The organism is Nonomuraea sp. NPDC005650 (genome assembly GCF_040605375.1).
GTDB lineage: Bacteria > Actinomycetota > Actinomycetes > Streptosporangiales > Streptosporangiaceae > Nonomuraea.
Window position 1 is genome coordinate 234340 of record NZ_JBEXCR010000017.1, and the last position, 18060, is coordinate 252399.

General features: G+C 69.8%; 16 protein-coding genes and 1 pseudogene. 9 read left to right on the forward strand and 8 right to left on the reverse strand.

Going from position 1 to position 18060, the window contains the following annotated elements; translation table 11 throughout:
* The first annotated feature begins 18 nt into the window (after positions 1 to 18).
* The 4 genes from ABZS69_RS29205 to ABZS69_RS29220 all read left to right on the forward strand — a co-directional run bounded on the left by ABZS69_RS29205 (position 19) and on the right by ABZS69_RS29220 (position 5735).
* Positions 19 to 1002 (forward strand): LacI family DNA-binding transcriptional regulator, encoded by a 984-nt coding sequence (locus ABZS69_RS29205; RefSeq protein ID WP_355378148.1) that lies wholly within the window; start codon positions 19 to 21, stop codon positions 1000 to 1002.
* Positions 1003 to 1113: 111 nt separating this feature from the next.
* Positions 1114 to 2370 carry an MFS transporter gene (locus ABZS69_RS29210; RefSeq protein ID WP_355378150.1) on the forward strand — a complete coding sequence of 419 codons (1257 nt, stop codon included), beginning with the start codon at positions 1114 to 1116 and terminating at the stop codon, positions 2368 to 2370.
* A gap of 11 nt (positions 2371 to 2381) precedes the next feature.
* Positions 2382 to 4799 carry a family 78 glycoside hydrolase catalytic domain gene (locus tag ABZS69_RS29215; protein ID WP_355378152.1) on the forward strand — a complete coding sequence of 806 codons (2418 nt, stop codon included), beginning with the start codon at positions 2382 to 2384 and terminating at the stop codon, positions 4797 to 4799.
* Between the two features lie 144 nt (positions 4800 to 4943).
* On the forward strand, positions 4944 to 5735 hold the full coding sequence (locus tag ABZS69_RS29220) for a maleylpyruvate isomerase family mycothiol-dependent enzyme (RefSeq protein WP_355378154.1): 792 nt from the start codon (positions 4944 to 4946) through the stop codon (positions 5733 to 5735).
* Here ABZS69_RS29220 and ABZS69_RS29225 read toward each other — a convergent pair.
* On the reverse strand, positions 5729 to 6382 hold the full coding sequence (locus ABZS69_RS29225; RefSeq protein ID WP_355378155.1) for a TetR/AcrR family transcriptional regulator: 654 nt from the start codon (positions 6380 to 6382) through the stop codon (positions 5729 to 5731). The two genes, ABZS69_RS29220 and ABZS69_RS29225, sit on opposite strands and share 7 nt — an antisense overlap.
* A 79-nt stretch (positions 6383 to 6461) precedes the next feature.
* On the opposite strand from ABZS69_RS29225, the gene ABZS69_RS29230 reads away from it, so the two are divergent.
* On the forward strand, positions 6462 to 6878 hold the full coding sequence (locus ABZS69_RS29230; RefSeq protein WP_355378157.1) for a VOC family protein: 417 nt from the start codon (positions 6462 to 6464) through the stop codon (positions 6876 to 6878).
* Here ABZS69_RS29230 and ABZS69_RS29235 read toward each other — a convergent pair.
* From ABZS69_RS29235 to ABZS69_RS29255, 5 genes are read right to left on the reverse strand one after another with little or no spacing between them, the layout of a single operon-like run.
* On the reverse strand, positions 6868 to 7968 hold the full coding sequence (locus tag ABZS69_RS29235; RefSeq protein WP_355378158.1) for a LacI family DNA-binding transcriptional regulator: 1101 nt from the start codon (positions 7966 to 7968) through the stop codon (positions 6868 to 6870). The genes ABZS69_RS29230 and ABZS69_RS29235 overlap by 11 nt on opposite strands.
* A 9-nt stretch (positions 7969 to 7977) precedes the next feature.
* The gene (locus tag ABZS69_RS29240; protein ID WP_355378160.1) at positions 7978 to 8886 is read right to left on the reverse strand and encodes a glycerophosphodiester phosphodiesterase family protein; all 909 of its coding nucleotides are present in this window, start codon (positions 8884 to 8886) and stop codon (positions 7978 to 7980) included.
* Entirely contained in the window at positions 8883 to 10577 is a 1695-nt protein-coding gene (locus ABZS69_RS29245) for an iron ABC transporter permease (protein WP_355378162.1), read from the reverse strand. Before ABZS69_RS29245 ends, ABZS69_RS29240 begins: the two co-directional genes overlap by 4 nt.
* Positions 10577 to 11599, reverse strand: a complete 1023-nt coding sequence (locus ABZS69_RS29250; protein WP_355378163.1) for an ABC transporter ATP-binding protein — start codon at positions 11597 to 11599, stop codon at positions 10577 to 10579. Before ABZS69_RS29250 ends, ABZS69_RS29245 begins: the two co-directional genes overlap by 1 nt.
* Complete coding sequence (locus tag ABZS69_RS29255; RefSeq protein WP_355378165.1) at positions 11596 to 12660, reverse strand: extracellular solute-binding protein; 1065 nt, start codon at positions 12658 to 12660, stop codon at positions 11596 to 11598. The genes ABZS69_RS29250 and ABZS69_RS29255 overlap by 4 nt, the downstream gene beginning before the upstream one ends.
* 242 nt (positions 12661 to 12902) lie before the next feature.
* On the opposite strand from ABZS69_RS29255, the gene ABZS69_RS29260 reads away from it, so the two are divergent.
* The gene (locus tag ABZS69_RS29260; protein WP_355378166.1) at positions 12903 to 14102 is read left to right on the forward strand and encodes an aminoglycoside phosphotransferase family protein; all 1200 of its coding nucleotides are present in this window, start codon (positions 12903 to 12905) and stop codon (positions 14100 to 14102) included.
* Positions 14103 to 14222: 120 nt separating this feature from the next.
* Here the strand turns inward: ABZS69_RS29260 and ABZS69_RS29265 are convergent.
* Both ABZS69_RS29265 and ABZS69_RS29270 read right to left on the reverse strand, forming a co-directional pair.
* Positions 14223 to 14291 (reverse strand): annotated as a pseudogene (locus tag ABZS69_RS29265) (hypothetical protein); the annotation flags it as partial.
* A 327-nt stretch (positions 14292 to 14618) separates the two neighbouring features.
* Positions 14619 to 15638, reverse strand: coding sequence for a hypothetical protein (locus ABZS69_RS29270; RefSeq protein ID WP_355378167.1), 1020 nt, complete (start codon positions 15636 to 15638; stop codon positions 14619 to 14621).
* A gap of 527 nt (positions 15639 to 16165) precedes the next feature.
* On the opposite strand from ABZS69_RS29270, the gene ABZS69_RS29275 reads away from it, so the two are divergent.
* The 3 genes from ABZS69_RS29275 to ABZS69_RS29285 all read left to right on the forward strand — a co-directional run bounded on the left by ABZS69_RS29275 (position 16166) and on the right by ABZS69_RS29285 (position 17680).
* Positions 16166 to 16783 (forward strand): STAS domain-containing protein, encoded by a 618-nt coding sequence (locus tag ABZS69_RS29275; RefSeq protein WP_355378169.1) that lies wholly within the window; start codon positions 16166 to 16168, stop codon positions 16781 to 16783.
* 264 nt (positions 16784 to 17047) lie between these two features.
* Entirely contained in the window at positions 17048 to 17254 is a 207-nt protein-coding gene (locus ABZS69_RS29280; RefSeq protein ID WP_355378171.1) for a cold-shock protein, read from the forward strand.
* Positions 17255 to 17542: 288 nt separating this feature from the next.
* On the forward strand, positions 17543 to 17680 hold the full coding sequence (locus ABZS69_RS29285) for a hypothetical protein (protein WP_355378172.1): 138 nt from the start codon (positions 17543 to 17545) through the stop codon (positions 17678 to 17680).
* Positions 17681 to 18060: the final 380 nt, after the last annotated feature.

Consider the following 18060-nt stretch of genomic DNA (forward strand, 5'->3'; position numbering starts at 1 on the left):
AACGGCGACGAGGGCAGCGTGGCAGACAAAAAGCGCAGGATCACCAGCGTCGACGTGGCGCGGGAGGCGGGCCTGTCGCGGGCCACGGTCAGCTTCGTGCTGAACAACACGCCCGGCCAGTCCATCCCCGAGGCGACCAGGCAGCGCGTGCTGCAGGCCGCGGCCCGCCTGGGCTACACGCCTTACGCACCCGCTCGCACCTTGCGCAGCGGGCGCAGTGACGTGGCGCTGTTCGTGCTGCCCGACTGGCCGCAGGGCCACACCATGGCGGCACTGGTCGACCGAGCCGCGCAGGTGCTGGGCGAGGCCGGGCTGACGCTCATCACCCACGTGCACGCCGGCCACGACGACGAGCTGGCCCGGCTCTGGAGCGCCCTCAGCCCGGCCGCCGTCTTCGGCATGCGGCCCTTCACCGCCGAGGAGCTGGAGGCCATGCGACGGGTACGCATCCCGGCCGTCCTGCCCCCGTCCGAACAGCCCGGATACGACGTGAGCGACACCCTGTGGATCAACGGCGTGGGCCGGCTGCAGGCCCGGCACCTGATCGCCAAGGGCCACGAGCGGCTGGCCTACGTGCTGCCCGACGACCCCCGCCTGGCCGCGCTGGGGCGAGGACGGGCGCAGGGCGCGGCGCAGGCGTGCGCTGAGGCCGGGCTGCCGGAGCCGGTGGTCTCCACCATCGCCATGGATGCCGGGTCGGCAGCCGAGGCGGTGGCGAGCTGGCGAGGCGTGCCGACCGCCGTCTGCGCCTATCACGACGAGGTGGCCCTGGCGCTGCTGGCCGGAATGCGCGTCCTCGGCACGAGCCTGCCGGTCATCGGCGCCGACGACATCCCCGCGGCACGCTTCGCCGTACCTCCTCTGACGACGGTCGCCCAGGACAGCGGCGAGATCGGTGAGCACATCGCCAGAGCCCTGCTCAGGGCGCTGAACGAGGAGGACCCGGGCCTGGACCTGCTTCCGGCCGACGTCATCCACGTGGTCGAACGCGAATCCGCCTGACGGCCGGACGCGCTTTGGGGGAAATGAGACCTTTCATCTACTTGCACGTGTAAGTAGCGCGTGGTTAACATCCGGGACACATCTCTCCCCCTCTCCGACCTGTGGGGTCTCATGAGCACACCGGTAATCCCCGTCCTGCCAAGGGTCGGCCCCCGCTACATCTGGCTGATGGTCCTGGCGCAGTTCGGGGTCTTCATGGCGTTCATCACGCCCTTGGCCATCTCCCTGTCCATCCGGGTCAACGAGCTCGCGCCCGGCCACGAGGAGTACCTCGGCTACATCACCGGCGTCGGCGCCCTCGTCCCGCTCCTCACCGGCCCCGTGTTCGGCACGCTGAGCGACCGCACCCGCACCCGCCTGGGCCGCCGGCGCCCGTTCATCCTCGGCGGGATGCTGCTCGGCGTCGTCTCCCTGCTGGTGATGGCGCTGGCCCCCAGCGTGCTCCTCCTCGGTCTCGGTTGGGTGCTGGCGCAGTTCGGGTGGGGGACCGCGTTCGGAAACCTGCTCAACTCCCAGGCCGACCGGCTGCCCGAGGAGCAGCGCGGCCAGGTCGCCGGGCTGGGCGGGTTCGCGACGCTGATCGCGCCCGTCATGGGCGTGGTGTTCGCGGGGGGCCTCGCGGGCGACGCCCTGCTGCTCTTCCTGGTGCCCGGAGCCGTCGGCGTGATCACGGTCGGCCTGTTCGTGTGGCTGGTCGACGAGGCCGACAGCCGTACGCTGTCGCCGGCCGAGTCGCTGACCGTGAAGTCGCTGCTCCTGAAGTACACCTGGCCAGTCATGAAATATCGCGACTTCTCGCTCAACTGGGCGGGGCGCTTCGCCTTCTACTTCGGCCTGACGCTCAACACCACCTTCACCGCCTTCTTCTTCGCCTCGCGCCTGGGCGTGGACGTCAAGGAGGTGGCGGGCACGATCGCGGCGGTCTCCGGCATCGGCGTGCTGGCCACCGCCGGAGGTGCCCTGGGCGGCGGCTTCCTGTCGGACAGGCTGCGCCGTCGCCGGGTCTTCGTCCTGGCCGCCGGGGCGATCTACGCGCTGGGCACGCTGATCATGGCCTGGTCGTCGGCCGCGCCGCCGCTGTTCACCGGCTCGATCATCTCCTCGCTGGGCCTCGGCATGTTCTCCGCCGTCGACCAGGCGCTCGCCCTGGACGTGCTGCCCGAGCGGGAGACGAACGCGGGCCGCTACATGGGGGTGTTCGGCTTCGCCACCTCCATTCCCCAGTCGGCGGCGCCGTTCATCGCCCCGCTCTTCCTGGCCGTCGGCGTGAGCGGCACGGAGAAGAACTACACCCTGCTCTATCTCGTGGCGGCCGCCTGCACCCTGCTGGGCGGCCTGATCATCCTGCGTATCAAGTCCGTCCGCTAAGGAGTTCCCGCATGTTCGTGGCCCCTTCGTTCCCGATCGAGCCGGGCGGTAGCGCGCCCTACTTCCGCGGCGAGTTCACCGCCGAACACCTGCCCGACCTGGCCACGCTGCAGGTCACCGGGCTGGGCATCGTGGAGCCGTACCTGAACGGCACCAGGGTCGGCGACGAGGTGCTGGCGCCGGGCTGGACCTCCTACCGGCACCGGCTGCAGGTCAGCACCCACGATGTGACCTCCCTGGTGCGCACCGGCGCCAACGCCCTGGGCGCCATCGTCGGCGAGGGCTGGGCCAGGGGCCGGATCGGCTACGAGGGCAGGAGCGGCCACTACACGGACCGGCCCGCGCTGTTCATGCGGCTGGAGCTGACCTTCGGCGAACGGACCGTCGTCATCGCCACCGATGAGAGCTGGACTTCCGGGACCGGCGCCGTGGTGGCCAACAGCCTCTACGACGGGGAGACCTTTGACGCGCGGCGGGAGCCGTACGGCTGGAGCGAGCCCGGATTCACCGGCGACTGGTCCCTGGTGGAGCCGTTCGCGTGGGATCCGGACACGCTGGTCCCCACGGTCGCCGATCCGATCAGGCGGATCGAGGAGCTCTCCCCGGTGCGGACCGTCACCGAAGGCGGCAGGACGATCGTCGACTTCGGGCAGAACATCTCCGGCTGGATACGGCTGACCGCGACCGGCGACGCCGGCCGGCGCGTGACCATCCGGCATGCCGAGCTCCTGAAGGACGGCGAGCTGGAGACCGAGACCCTGCGCACGGCGGAGGCCACCGACCGCTACATCCACGCCGGGGGCACGGCCACCTGGGAGCCGCGCTTCACCTTCCACGGTTTCCGATACGCCGAGATCGACGGCCCGTACGACGAGGTCAAGGCCGTCGTGGTGCACAGCGACCTGCGCCGCACCGGCTGGCTGGAGACCTCCGACGAGCTGCTCGACCGGCTGCACGCCAACGCCGTCTGGTCGATGCGGGACAACTTCGTGGGCGTGCCCACCGACTGTCCCCAGCGGGACGAACGCCTCGGCTGGACCGGGGACATCAACGCCTTCGCCCCCACCGCCGCCTTCCTCTACGACGTGCGCGCGGTCCTGGGCTCGTGGCTGGAGGATCTGGCCGCCGAACAGCGTTCGAAGGGCTATGTCCCCTGGGTCGTGCCCGACGTGCTGTCCACCCCCTCCTCCCCCACCGCCCTGTGGAGCGACGTGGCGGTCAGCCTGCCGTGGACGCTCTACCAGGAGTACGGCGACGCCGGGATCCTGCGCCGCTGCTACGCCTCCATGGCCGCCTTCACCCGTGACGTGGCGAACCGGCTGGACGCCGACGGCCTGTGGAGCAGCGGCTTCCAGTTCGGCGACTGGCTCGACCCCGACGCGCCCGGAGACAACCCGGCGGGCGGCAAGACCGACCGGCACCTGGTCGCCGCCGCCTACCTCGCCAGGACCACCCGCGAGATGGCCGAGACCGCCCGCGTCCTCGGCACCGAGGACGCCGGATATTTCAGCGACCTGGCCGACCGGGTGCGCGAGGCGTTCCGCGCCGAATACGTCACGCGAAACGGCCGCGTCGCCGGGGAGACCGCCACGGCCTACGCCCTGGCCGTCTGCTTCGGCCTGCTCGACCCCGGGCAGGAGGCGAAGGCCGGAAAGCGGCTGGCCGAGCTGGTCGCCAAGGCCGGATTCAAGATCTCCACCGGGTTCGCAGGAACCCCGCTGATGCTGCCGGCCCTCAGCCGGACCGGCCACCTGGAGGAGGCCTACCTCATGCTGATGGAGACCGGCTGCCCCTCCTTCCTCTACCCGGTCACCATGGGAGCCACCACGATCTGGGAGCGCTGGGACGCCGTCCTGCCCGACGGCACGCTCAACTCCACCGGCATGACCTCGCTCAACCACTACGCCCTCGGCGCGGTCTGCGACTGGCTGCATCGGACCGTGGGCGGCCTGTCACCGGCCGAGCCCGGCTACCGGAAGATGCGGATCGCGCCCAAGCCGGGCGGCGGCCTCACCCGTGCCGCGCTCACCCACTGGACCGTGCACGGCGAGGTCAGGGTGGCCTGGCGCGTCGCCGGCTCGTTCGTGACCGTGGACGTGGCCATCCCCGGCGGCACGGAGGCGCTCGTCGAGCTGCCGTTCTCGGGAGAGACCGTCGAGATCTCCGGCGGCGGCCACACCTGGAGCTACGGCCTGCCCGAGGGGTTCGGCACGCGGCAGCCGTACACGATGGACACCTCCCTGAAGACGCTCGCGGAGGACCCGAAGGTGTGGCGGGCGCTCACCGAGGTGTTCGCCAAGCACCTCCCCGGCATCCCCATCGACGGCGACGCCCCTGAGGCGGCCGCGTTCTCCCTCAGCAGCATCCTCGAGTTCATCCCCGGCCCGTCCGAGAAACTGGCCGACGATCTGAGGGCAGCCATCCTGTGAATCTTGAGCGGAAGGCGTCCCTGCTGTTTCGAAATATTCTGGCGCTCAAGCAAGTTGATTTCCCGGTGCGACGCGGGGTTCACGGCAGAAGGCGTGCGCCGCTTCGGCAAGGATTCCTGCAGGCGATCAACCTCTGGAGAACGAATGAGCAACGCCGACACGGTCATAGCCGCACTGCGTACCGGGCACGACACCCTCGCCGGGCTGGTGTCCGGCTTCAGCGACGACGACCTGGCCCGATCGTCGGGCGCGGCCGACTGGGACATTTCACAGGTGCTCAGCCACCTGGGCAGCGGTGCTGAAATCGCGCGAGCCGTCCTCCAGGCCGCCCTCGACGACCGGCCCCACCCCGGCCCCGATTTCAACCAGACCGTCTGGGACAAGTGGAACGCCAGGACCCGGCGGGAGCGTGCCGACGCCTTTCTCCAGACGAGCCAGACCCTCATCGCCTTCTACGAGTCGCTGGACGCCGGCACCCGCGAGAAGCTCCGTATCGACCTGGGCTTCCTGCCCGCACCGGTCGACCTGGCGACCGCGGCGCGAATGCGCCTCAACGAGTTCGCCCTGCACTCGTGGGACGTCCGCGTCGGCTTCGACGAGCACGCCACGCTGGCCCCGGACGCGAGCGCGGCCCTCCTGCACGGGAAGCCCGACCTCCTGGCCTGGCTCGGCAAGGCGGACCAGCTCGACGGCCGGAGCGCGGTCCTCCAGGTCACGACGACCGAGCCGGCCTCCGTCTTCGCACTGCGCCTGGAGACGCCGATCAGTGTGGACTTCGACGTTCCCGAGCAGCCCGACGGCGCGATCGCCCTGCCCGCCGAGGCCTGGCTCCGGCTCGTCTCCGGCCGCCTCGCCCCCAGGTACACCCCCAGCGAGGTGACCGCGACCGGCGCCGCCGACCTCGACCTGCTCCGCAGCGTCTTCCCGGGCTACTGATCAACCGGGCCGTTCGGGCTCCGGTTCCCGGACGGGGCTCCGGCGGCGGAGGAGGTCGGCTCGGGGCGTAGTGCCTGGAGCAGCTGTGCGAGCGCGGTCCAGGTGTCGGTCAGGTCGCCGGGGTCGGTCGACCTGGCCAGCCACAGTGCCGCCTCGTTCATGGCACCGGACAGCAGGTGGGTGAGCGGTTCGACCGGCTGCGGCCTGATGATTCCCGCTTCGATGAGGACGGTGAGCGCTTCGGCCAGGTGGCGGGCCGAAGCGGCCTCGTCCAGCGCGCGCCAGTCGCTCCAGCCGAGCACTGCGGGGCCGTCGATGAGCATGATCTGTTGCACGTCCGGTTCGGTGCTCGCCATGAGAAAGGCGCGGCATCCCGCCTTCAACTGCTCCCAGGGATCGTCCTCGGCGTCGGCGGTCGCGGCCACCTTCTGGGCGACCTCCTGCTGCACCTGTTCGAGGACCGCGCGGAACAGGTCGGCCTTGCCGGCGAAGTGATGGTACAGCGCGCCCTTGGTGACCCCGGCGGTGTGCACGATCTCCGCCAGGCCGACCGCGGCGTAGCCCCGGGTCGCGAACAGTCGTCGGCTCGTGCGCAGCAGGGTGCGCCTGGTCTGCTCCCGCTGGCGGGCTCTGGCCCCGTCGGTCATGAATTCCGTCCCATTGACATACCGATGGTACGTCAATATCGTACCTTCGCATACCGACGGTATGTGAAAGGGAGTTTTCATGAGGCTGACCAGCTTCTACCCGGTCATCGGCACTTCGCGGTTGACGGAGTCCCACGACTTCTACACCCGGCTGTTCGGCTTCGAGACGACCTTCGAGGCGGCCTGGTATGTCAGCCTGCGGCGGCCGGGGCCGTTGGCGTACGAACTCGCGCTGCTCGACCACACCCATCCGACGGTGCCCGAGGGATATCGCGCGCCGGTGCGCGGGCTGCTGCTCAACTTCGAGGTGGAGGACGTCGACGCCGAATGGGAACGGCTCGTCGCCGGTGAAGGGCTGCGACCCGAGCTCGAGCTGCGCAGCGAGGACTTCGGCCAGCGGCACTTCATCGTGGCCGACCCCAACGGCGTCCTGATCGACGTCATCACGCCCATCGCACCCGCCGAGACCTACGCCGGCCAGTACGTCAGCGCGTGAGCCCTGCCGCCGTACGGGTGCCGCGTCGAGGCGGTCCGAGCGTGCGCCCGGGCAGCAGCGTGCCGGGGAGCAGTTCGTGTTCGATCTTGACCCGGTCCGGCTCGGCGAGCATCGACTGCATCACCGTCGCGGCCCGTACGGCGGCCCGCTCGACCGGGATGCGCACCGTGGTGATGCCCAGCAGCTCCACCCCGGGCAGGACCCCGTCGCAGCCGGTGACGGACAGGTCTTCCGGCGTGCGGACCCCGACGGCGCGGGCGTGTGACAGGAAGGCGAGCAGGCGCAGGTCCGTCGGGAACATCGCCGCCGTGATCGTGCCGGCGTCGTACAGCGCCATCACCTCGGCGATGCCCTCCTCGACGACGCCGAACGTGGGCGACGGTATCCGGTGCACGGTGACACCGTGCTGCTTCAGTCGCCGGGCCATCACCCGGCCGCGCAGGTTCTCCGCCACGGAGAGCTCGGCACTCGGGATCACCACGGCGACGTCGCGGTGGCCCTGCGCCGCGACCGCGTCCGCGAGCAGGGTCGCGTTGCCGTTCTCGTCGTAGGAGACGCTGTAGATCCGCGGGTGGTTCTCCGGCCGTCCGATGATGACGACCGGCACCACGTCCAGGAACGGCTCGAGCATCTCGGTCCGGATGACACCGGTGGAGACGAACATCCCGCCGACCCGGAGGCCGAGCAGCCGGTTGAGCGCCTGCCGTTCGAAGTTCGCGCCTTCGGTCGGCGACGGGGCGACGGTGATCATCTGCAGCCCGAGCCGGCTGATCTCGGCCTGCAGCTCGCTGAACAGCAGGCCGTACGCCGGATTGCTCGGTCCGCGCAGCAGCAGGCCGATGATGTCCGAGCTGCTGGCGGCCAGCGATCGGGCCATCTCGTTCGGGATGTACCCGAGCCGCTCGGCCGCTGCATGGACCGCGTCGCGGGTGCTCGGCGCGACCGGGGTGGTGCCGTGGAACACCCGTGACACGGTCGCCCGGGAGACACCCGCTTCCGCGGCGACCGCCATCATCGTCACGTTCAGGGGCGACTGCGACTGCGGCTTCGACGATCGGCGCCTGCTCTTGGCCGCCTCACCTGATCCCACCCGCGGATCCTATCGGCGCCGGTGCGCACGACGGACGATCCCGATCGTTTCCTCCCGGTACCGGCACAGCAGGCCGGGCCAGTCGGTCTGGATGATGTCCGCGCCGTGCGCGATCAGCCACCCCCAGCCCTCGGCCGGATCGCCGAGGACCGAGGTGTGGTCGTCGCGGCCGTGGAAGAGCGGGACGCCGTCGGACAGGTTGATCGCGTTCAGCAGGCACGCCAGACCGGCGCCGTGCAGCTCGTCGATCAGCTCGGGCCGGGCCAGCTCGTCCGTCTCGTTCTTGGCCAGCAGTTCGACGCCGACCAGGTTCAGGTCGGGGTCGTGGAGCACGGCGTCGATGTCCGCGCGGGTCCGCACCATCGGAACGAACGGGTACTTGACCGGATGCCGTCGCAGCTTGTCGAGCCACACCTCCTCCACCGGGCTCTTGAAGACCAGCTGTCCCGCCAGGTCGAACCGGTCGGCGAACGGCAGCAGGCGATCCCAGTACCACCACGACCGGTCCACGTTGAACAGCACGTCGCCGCGGAAGCGCTCCAGTACGTCGGCCAGCTCGCTCACCCCGGCGTCGCCGCGCACCCATCGGTACCGCAGCGCGCGGATCTCCGCGGTGGACAGCGCCCGGAGGTCGACGTCGCGGTCGAAGGCCTGCCGCTCCATGCCGTCGTGGAAGAGGAAGAAGTCCCCGTCGGTCGACTCGACGAGGTCGATCTCGACCATGTCGGCCCCCTCGACCAGGGCGGTCTCGACCGCCTCTGCGGTGTTCTCGGGGATGTTCCCCAGCCCGGTGCCCCGGTGTACGGCGATCAGCGGTGTGCGCTCCGCCAATGCCTGGTTGAGCAGCGCGTTGATCTCCTTGTACTGCGGCCGGCCGAACAAGTAGTACCCCCTGGTTGTGGTGATGGAGTGGTTCACCCTCGACTCCTGCTGTTGCGGCCGTAGACGAACCACATCGCGACGGTGCAGACGAGCATGAGCAGCACGGCGTACACGAAGGTCAGTCCGGTGGCGTCCGCGTTGCCCTGGTTCTGGGTGGCGTTCTGGATGGTGATGCCGAGCGGCTGGTAGAGCGGGTGGGCGAGGAACACGGCGAGGTCGTAGTCGTCGAGCAGGCCGGTGAAGTTCAGGGCCGTGACGGCCGCCGCCACGGGCAGGACCAACGGCACCAGGACACGCACGTAGGTGCGCATCCGGCCGGCGCCGAGGATGGACGCGGCCTCCTCCAGCGAGTCGGGGATCCCGGCGTACGCGGCCTTCATCAGCCGCAGGGTGAACGGGATCTTGGCCGTGATGTAGCCGATCGCCAGGAGGCTGACCGTGCCGGTCAGGACGACGCCGCCGATGATCGGCCGCGGCGCCGAGTAGGTAATGACGAGCCCGAGTGCGAGCAGCGTGCTGGGCAGGACCCACGGGATGTGCAGCAGGTACTCGATCGCGATCGTCACGGGATTGACGAACTTCTGCAGCGCCCGCGCCACGAACAGCATCATCGCGATGACGACGACCGCGGTCACCGTCGCGTAGCCGATGCTCACGACGAAGGGCCAGTACGCCGTGGCGTCGGTGAGCACGCGCTGGTAGTTGGCCAGGGTGAAGCCGTCCACGCTCAGCCGCCCCGTCGAGATGGTCGCCGCGTCCGTGAACGAGAAGACCACGATCAGCAGCGGCGGTACGGCGTAGGCCGCGAACAACAGGTAGGCGCAGGCGTGCACGACCACGTTCGCGACCGGGTTGGTGATGCGCTGCTTCCGCAAGGTCGCCGGCACCTTCGAGACCGAGAAGTAGGTCCCGCCCGCCTCCAGCCGGTTGAGGGCGGTGAGCAGCACCAGCGTCGCCACCCCGAGGATCAGCGCGAGTGTCGCCGCGAGGTCCCGCGAGGTCGGGATCCCGGCGAAGGTCAGGATCATCGGGGTGATCGTCTGGAACTCCCGGCCGCCCAGCACCTGCGGCGCGGCGAACGCGGCCAGTCCGCCCAGGAAGGTCAGCGTCGTGACCGCGAACAGCGTCGGCCTGAGCACCGGCAACACGACCTGCCGCAGGATCCGCCAGGGCGAGGCGCCGAGCTGCTGGGCGGCCTCGACGGTCTGCTGGTCGATCCGGGCCAGCGCGGCGGACAGGAAGAGCAGATGGTGCCCCGTGCCGGTCAACGTCATCACCACGACGACCGCGAGCATCCCGGAGAACCATCCCGGGTCCGCACCGGGAAACACCGACAGCAGGAGGCGCGTGACGAGCCCGCCCTCGCCGTACACGAACTTGTAGCCCGAGACGGCCACGACGCCGCCGTACACCAGTGTCGTCGCGTAGCCCAGCCAGAGCAGGCGGGCACCACGTACGGCCAGGTAGCGGGTCACCAGTACGACGAACACGCCGACGACGTTGACGGTCACCGACAGGACGAGCGCCAGCAGGAAGCTGTTGCGCAGCGAGTCGACGGCACGCTGCGAGGACCACAGCCGCTCGAACGCTCGGGTGCTGAACGAGCCGCCGGGGAAGAAGATCTCGTGCAGCGTGACGACGTTCGGATAGATCAGGAACGCGGCGATGAACCACAGCAGCACCGCCGCGGCCACCACGAACCACGGCGAGCGGACCCGGCCTCTCATCAGGCCGCCACCGGATACTGCAGCACCGGATACTGCAGCACCGACTCCGGGTCGATGACGACGTCGACCTGGTCACCCGCGTCGAGGCGGCCGTCGCTCTGCATCACCTGCAGCACGTCATGCTCCGTGCGTACCCGGTACATCGTGTGCGCCCCGTGGAAGGCGCGGCCGGTGACGGTGCCGGGGAGGGAGACTCCCGCCCCCGGCCGGTCGAGGCCGATCTTCTCGATCCGCAGGTACGAGGCCTTGCCGGGGTCGAGCCGATCGGCGCCCCGCGCGGCGAGCTCCTTCACCAGCTCGGCGCTGAGCTTGTTCACCTGGCCGATGAAGGTGCAGACGAACTCGGTCGCCGACTGCTGGTAGATCTCCTCGGGCGATCCCACCTGCTCGATCCGGCCGTGGTCGAGCACCGCGATCCGGTCGCTCATCGACAGGGCCTCCTCCTGGTCGTGAGTGACGTACACCGTCGTGATGCCGAACCGGGTCTGCAGGTCCTTCAACTGGCCTCGGAGCTGCTGGCGAAGCTTGGCGTCGAGGTTGGACAGCGGCTCGTCCAGCAGCAGCACCTTCGGCCGCATGATCAGCGCCCGGGCGATCGCGACGCGTTGCTGCTGCCCGCCGGACAGCTCGGCGACGCCTTTGGCCAGCTGCGCGGCGGAGAGGTCGACCTGCTCCGCGATCTCGGCGACGCGGCGGTCGACCTCGGCCTGCGGGTGCTTCCTGACCCGCAGGCCGAAGGCGATGTTGTCGCGGACGCTCATGCTCGGGAAGAGCGCGTAGTTCTGGAACACCATGCCGATCTCCCGCCTGCCGCTCGGCACGTGGGTCACGGTGCGGCCGTCGACCAGGACGTCGCCGGCCGCCGGTTCGACGAACCCGGCCAGTACGCGCAGCGCGGTGGTCTTGCCGCAGCCCGAGGGCCCGAGCAGGGTGAAGAACTCCCCTGCCTCGATCCGGAGCGAGAACGACGGCAGCGCCTCGAAGCCGCCGAACCGCACGGTGACATCGTCGAAGGTGATCATTTGCTGAGGTACTCGAGTTCGACCTTCTCGACCCACTGGTCGAGGTGCTGGGTGACGAACGTCCAGTCGATCGCCTGGGCGGTGAAGGAGTCGGTGATCCGGACCGCGTCGGCGTCGGCCTTCGAGACCGCCGCCTTGTTCGTCGGGGCGGTGAAGAACTTCTTCGACCACGCACCTTGGACGTCGGCGCTGCCGAACCAGTCGATGAACTTCTTCGCCGCGTCGGCCTTCTTCGTTCCGGCGACGAGACCCACCTGCTGGACCGTCATCGGGACCCCGATCTTGGGGTGTGCGGCCTCGGTCTGGACCTGGTACTGCTTCTCGCGGGTGGCCTTGCCGGCCAGCCACATCTGGCCGGCGTCGACCTTCCCGGCCGCCAGCTGCGCGTACAGGTCGGTGCCGGTGACAGCCGGTGCGCCGTGGGCGAAGTAGGCCTTCACCGCGTCCCAGCCGGCCTGGCTGACGCCGAGGTCGCCGCCGTCGTCGCGGTAGCGGCTGAGGATGCCGGCCAGCACCGTCTGCGCGGTCGCGCCACCGAGCGCGCTGGGCACTTCGTAGCGCTTGTCGAACTGCGGCTTCGTCCACAGGTCCGGCCAGTCCGCCGGCTGCTGAGCCGGGGCGAGCGACTGCTTGTAGACCAGCATCACCGGTTCGCGCACGATCGGCCAGAACTGCTTCCCGTCCGCGTCGCCCATGGCGGCGTCGACCTCACCGGACCAGGCGGGGGTGTAGCTCTGCAGCACGCCCGCCGCCTTCAGCTTGCCGAAGTAGACGCTGTTGAGGCCGAACGTGACGTCGGCGATCGGGTTGCTCTTCTCGGCGAGCAGCCGGTTCTGGATGTCACCGCCGCCGAGGTCGACGAACTGCACGGCGAAACCGGCCTTCGCCGCCTGCGCCTTCAGCCAGTCGCCGCGGCCGTCGGAGACCGAGTTGCTGTAGACGACCAAGCTGTCCGTGCCGGTCGAGCCGGCCGCCGTACTGGTCGAGACCGGTGAGGAGCAACCGCCGGCGACCAGCGCGCCGGCGACCGCGACCACCACGGCCGCAAGAGTCTTCCGCATCGTTTCGTCCGTTCCGCCCCGCAGTGCGGGGTCGTGGTGGGCGTTCATGAACGCGCGTTCATCGGTGTCGTAGGCGAGACTGTACCCCGTCGATGAACGCGCGTACATTGGGGAAAGTCCGCTGGATGGCCGGTCGGTGACCGAGTGAGGTCAGACGAGCGTGGAGACCGTCGGGTTCACGTGGTGCCGCACCGGCCGGATATTCCGTGGCGGCCGCCGCGGGGAGCGATCACACTGAGCGAATGAGCAGGACAGTCAGCGCATGGATGACCTCGGGTGACGAGCGGCTCGGTGTCATCGGCCCGTTCGCGGTGGAGGTGCCGTGGTGGGCCGAGGTGGAGCCGGTCGTCGCGCACCTGCGACAGGCGCTCGGCGTGGACGTGCTGGTGCTGCGCCTGTTGGACGTGGACGGCGGCGAAGGCGGCCGCGACGGTCACGTGACCTATCACGTCGAGGCGCTGGAGCGGCCCGCGCCCGGGCGGCTGACAGCCCCGCTGCCCGCCGATCACGCGGTGCTGGACAGGCCCGAGCGGCTGCGGGCGCCGTGGGCGCGGATCGACGGGCTGCGGGAGCTGTTCGGCTGGGCGGCGGACGCGCTGAGGACGGCCGGGCGACCGCTGACCGGGCCGATCCGGCAACGCAAGACCTGGAACCTGGCCGGACTGTTCCTCCTGCCCACCGCCCAGGGGCCGGTTTGGCTGAAGGCCACGCCGCACTTCGCCGCCGACGAGGCCGCCGTCATGGGCAGGTTCGCGGCCCTGGACCCAGGGCTGGTTCCCACGGTCGTGGCGTCGGGACCGGGGCGGGTCCTGCTGGAGCACCTTCCCGGCGAGGACTGCTGGGACGCCCCCGTCGAGATCATCGACAGCGCCGTGCGGCGACTGGCGGCCGCGCAGGCCCGGCTGGCGGACGCGATCCCGCCCGGGTTGCCGGACCGGCGCGGACCCGCCGTCGCCGACCGGGTCCGCGTCCTGCTCGCCTGTGACGTGGGCGGCGAGCTGACCGCCGAGGAGCTGGCGGGAGCGTACGAGCTGGTCGAACGGTGGCCCATGCTGGCCGAGTGCGGCCTGCCCGACACGGTCGTGCACGGCGACTTCCACCCGGGAAACTGGCGCAGCGACGGCGGCCCGCCGGCCGTGGTGGACTTCGCCGACGCGCACCTCGGCAACCCGGTGCTGGACGGAATACGGGCCCGTGACTGGCTTCCCCCCGCCAAACGACCCGCCGCCGCCGAGGCGTGGATCCAGGCCTGGGCCGCTCACGCACCCGGTTGCGACCCGGCCCGAGCGCTCGCGATCGCCGAACCGCTGTCCCACCTGGACTACGCCGTCCGCTACCAGGAGTTCCTGGACGGCATCGAGCCGTCGGAGCGGATCTACCACCTCGGCGACCCTGCCGGCTGCATCCGCGCCGCCCTGCGTTCCGCCGTGGTCCTGGACTGACGCGGACCTCATCCCGGAATCTGGTACCGCTGCTCCAGCACGGCGTGCTCGTCGAGGCCGAACCCGGCTGCGGAACGTCTCACAGATGCGCCGCATCTCCCCCTCGTTCTCGGGGGACTCGATGAACAACAGGTCGGCACCCGCCTCGTGGTAGGCCGCGCCGCGATCGAGCGCCTCGTCGAGGCCCATCGTGGTCCGCGCGTCGGTACGGGCGGTGATCACGAAGTCGGGGTCGCGCCGGGCGGTGCATCGCCGCCGCGCCGGCCGCCTCGTACTCGCGGACCGCGCGCCGTACGTTGAGCGGATTTCCGTGGCCGGTGTCACCGTCGGCGATCATCGGCAGACCGCTTGGAAACCCAGCGCCTGGACCAGCCGCGCGCCGGTCTCGTCGTACGCGCCGGGGGCCACCAGAATCTCCGGGGCTCCGATCAACTGCCTCAACCGGGTCGTCCCTCGCATCGTCGCCTGCCCCCGTTCCCGATGTGTCCGTTGCCGCCGAGCTACCCGCGACGCCGATCAGCGCGTCGGGCCGAGGCGGGACCAGCTCCGTTCGTCGCACCAACGTGAGGCCGGATCGATGTAGGCGCGCAGCAACTCACCGAGTTCCGCGTCCCCGCGTCCGCGGAGTTCGTCGGCCGCGAGCCTCCGCGCGACTCCGGCCACCACATCGGCCACCTGGACCCGCGGATCCGTACGCGAGTCCACCTGCCTGAAACGGAGGCGGCGGCCGGGCCGCAGAAGTTGCCGTTCGAGTCGCCGGATGCGCCGCTCGGTCAGGGCGGACTGCTCGTCGTGCACGATCGACACGTCGATCCCGCCGCCCCGGCTCCAATGCAGAATGGTCCTGGCGAGGGCGGGGATCAGGGGTTCCAGAGCCGGTTGCAGGACGCGGTGCTCGAGGAGCTGGGCCCGCGCCGCGTAGGCGACCGATCTCTCCCGTCGAAGCTCGTCGAGAATCGCGCCCACGCGACCACCTCCGTCGCGTGCGGTGAGCGTCTCGACCACATCGACGAACGCGTCCACGGGCTCACGCACGTTCCGAGGTTTCCACGCCCGCAGGACGGCGTTGGACGCGACCAGGAAGGCCTGCCACCGATCACGGCCGAACGCTTCGGGACCTTCCCGGCTGAGCGTGGTCGCCAGTCCGGTGAGCCGCCGATCGGCGTCGACGCCGGCGCTCGCCACGTCCGCGGACTGCCCGAGGACGAGGTCGAGGAGCCTGCCGACGACGAAGTAGGCCTTCTCGGTGAGATGGACGAAGGCATTGCCGTGGATGGGCCCGGCCGGACCGAGCAGACTCGTCACCGTGGACCGTCGATCAGCGCGGAGCACATGCGACGCCTTGTACTCCCGCTTCAGGTGCCCGGTGCGACCGCCGAGCTCGCGCAGGCACTCCGTGGCCGCGTCGACGCTCAGCCGCACACTGGCGTACGCGATGACCTCCGAGCTCCCGGCCACGAGGTTGGCGCCCTCCCAGCCCGACTCGTCGCAGGCGATCTCGCGATCTGGCGCGATGGTGGGATGCGCCGTCTGCATGATCGCATCATCAACCCTTGATCCCCGCGCCCGCCACCGGATTTCCACCCGTGGGGAGCATGGCGGCGGCCGTCGGTGGTCAAGATCGTGCCGGCTGTCAGGTGGCACTGCGGCAGGGGCGGGGTAGCCCAGTTCGTCGATGACGAGCAGGCGCGGCCCGGCAAAGTCGCCCATGCAGGTATGGCCAGGGTGGCCGCGAGCTCAGATGTGGAATCATGGCGGATTTTTACTTCTGAAATGAAGTAAATACGGAAGCAACATATAGTCTGAAGCCACCGAGGACATTTCGTGCGTTGGCGGTCAGGTCGGCGTCGGCCCCCGGCGATGGACCTTACTCGGGCTTTTGCGGAGGCCCAGACGGGCCAACGATCATGACATCTCCACTGCGTCGTCCACCATTGAGCGCCGCCGCCGGCGCAGCCCCCGCGATCGACTCTGCGGTTCGGCCCTTCCGGCGCGGCACCAGAGGCGGAACGTGGTGGCCACGCTCTCGCGACACCGCGGTCCACCGGCGACCGAGCCGGATCATGCTGCATGCCGAAGCCTGCGGCCGACGGATCCACAGGTCCGATCCCCGCCTGATCGCCCGGCCTGTCATGCTCATGCTCCTGGTCCTGGCGTTCGACGCCGGACCCAGCCCGACGGCGCGCTCGCCCGGCGCTCACCGGCCGGCCGACATGCCGCAGGCCGACGAACTGGCCGAGTGGGAGAACGAGGGCGGCCGTATCACCCCCCACAACCCACAAGACACACCCGTCCCGCAGGTGACCGGTCTAGCCGATCCGCAGCAGCCCGTACCCCTTCCTCGATCGGAGCATCGTATGGCAGTGGTCGACGCCTTCCCGCTCGGCAGGGCCGATCCGTCAGAGCCGACCACCATCCGCCTGTCGGGTGAGCTCGACATGTTCACCAGCCCAGAGCTGCACTCGCGGCTGCTGGACATCCTGAAGTCCAGCAGCAGCCTGCTCGTCCTCGACCTGTCCGCGGTCTCCTTCTGCGACGCCTCCGGCCTGGCCGTCATCGTCGGCATCCAGCAGCGCGCCCGACGGCTGGGCATCAGCCTGGCCCTCGCCGCCCCTCGCCCGTTCATGACCAAACTGCTGCACATCACCGGCCTGGACCGCACCCTGCCGATCGTGGTGTGAAGGATCTCCCCGACCGCCGGTCGCGGCGAACGAGGCCACCTCCGCGGCCCTCCCTGGCACCCGGGGTGAGGTGATGCCGCCCGTGTGCTAGGCTTCGGGTAGTTGTAATTGTGGTACCCATAAAGACTTTGTGCGCGTCTGGCAGAGTATGATCTCCAGGCGCGTTTTTGTTTGCCGGTCATTTCCGGATGGGCTCATTACGGCGACGCGGGATTCGCGCGGTGCGAATTCTATACGTTATGCACGCATCCGAAGGAGATCGACATGGCAACCGGAACCGTGAAGTGGTTCAACTCCGAAAAGGGCTTCGGCTTCATCGCGCAGGACGGCGGCGGCGCCGACGTCTTCGCGCACTACTCCAACATCGTCGCCAACGGCGGCTACCGTGAGCTGGTCGAGGGGCAGAAGGTGTCCTTCGACGTCGTCCAGGGCCAGAAGGGCCTGCAGGCGGAGAACATCGTCGCCGCCTGACCTGACGTGTGTCGCGGAACGGGTCCGGTCCGCACCCCGTGCAGGCCGGCCCGTTCTGTTCCCGTCCCCGCCGCCGAGTCCAGGCAGAGGGCAGGCGGGGACCACGTACGTCCCAGCGAAAGCACTCATCGCAGGAGAGCAGGGCGTTTTGGACAGAAGTCGATTTATTCCTCAACAGGGCCCATACTGGTTCCAATGAGGCCTAATCAAGCCGGGGCCCGGCGACGCCTGCCGGGAAGTCCCTTCAAAGTTCCCGAAACTGCTCCGCCCCCAGTCGAGCAGTTCGCCGTGCAAGACCAGGTGAGCCACGACAAATACGGCCTCGGCCGGGTCATCGCGGTCGAGGAGGACGTCGCCGTTCTCGTCGACTTCGGTGCGGAGACACGGCGGATCACCGCGCCGTATCCCAAGCTCGTCAAGCTGTGACGGTGACAGGGCTCTCCCAGACGTCCGGCAGCACGGTGTCGGCCAGGTCCATGGTCGCGATCAGCTCCCCCGCCCACGCCATCTAGCGTCTCACGCCCCGCCACGGGATGCCGTGGTCCCTGAGATGGATTGAGCGGCGTCCGCATCCTGGCATTCGCCTCAGGCTCAGCCGGCCCTTCGTGCCGGAGGCCCCTCAACGGCTCCATCACGATGGCGGCTCAAGGCCCGGGACAGCGAAAGCACCGGCGAGCTCGCCATCCAGGAGCGGGTGGGCGTTCGGCTCGGGGCATGGCCTCCGGCCGGTGGCCTGCTCAGTGAGCTCTGCCGGCAGGCCGTTCACCTGCTCCGTGGCCAAGCTGCCGCACGGTGGTCGACCCCGT

Bases quoted from the DNA above. Each gene is read 5' to 3' on its own strand.
- ABZS69_RS29225 (WP_355378155.1), bottom strand. From the start codon at position 6,382: ATGACCGACGGGGCCAGAGCCCGCCAGCGGGAGCAGACCAGGCGCACC.
- ABZS69_RS29260 (WP_355378166.1), top strand. From the start codon at position 12,903: ATGAGCAGGACAGTCAGCGCATGGATGACCTCGGGTGACGAGCGGCTC.
- ABZS69_RS29270 (WP_355378167.1), bottom strand. From the start codon at position 15,638: ATGCAGACGGCGCATCCCACCATCGCGCCAGATCGCGAGATCGCCTGC.
- ABZS69_RS29280 (WP_355378171.1), top strand. From the start codon at position 17,048: ATGGCAACCGGAACCGTGAAGTGGTTCAACTCCGAAAAGGGCTTCGGC.
- ABZS69_RS29210 (WP_355378150.1), top strand. From the start codon at position 1,114: ATGAGCACACCGGTAATCCCCGTCCTGCCAAGGGTCGGCCCCCGCTAC.
- ABZS69_RS29250 (WP_355378163.1), bottom strand. From the start codon at position 11,599: ATGATCACCTTCGACGATGTCACCGTGCGGTTCGGCGGCTTCGAGGCG.
- ABZS69_RS29255 (WP_355378165.1), bottom strand. From the start codon at position 12,660: ATGCGGAAGACTCTTGCGGCCGTGGTGGTCGCGGTCGCCGGCGCGCTG.
- ABZS69_RS29215 (WP_355378152.1), top strand. From the start codon at position 2,382: ATGTTCGTGGCCCCTTCGTTCCCGATCGAGCCGGGCGGTAGCGCGCCC.
- ABZS69_RS29230 (WP_355378157.1), top strand. From the start codon at position 6,462: ATGAGGCTGACCAGCTTCTACCCGGTCATCGGCACTTCGCGGTTGACG.
- ABZS69_RS29275 (WP_355378169.1), top strand. From the start codon at position 16,166: ATGCTGCATGCCGAAGCCTGCGGCCGACGGATCCACAGGTCCGATCCC.
- ABZS69_RS29245 (WP_355378162.1), bottom strand. From the start codon at position 10,577: ATGAGAGGCCGGGTCCGCTCGCCGTGGTTCGTGGTGGCCGCGGCGGTG.
- ABZS69_RS29220 (WP_355378154.1), top strand. From the start codon at position 4,944: ATGAGCAACGCCGACACGGTCATAGCCGCACTGCGTACCGGGCACGAC.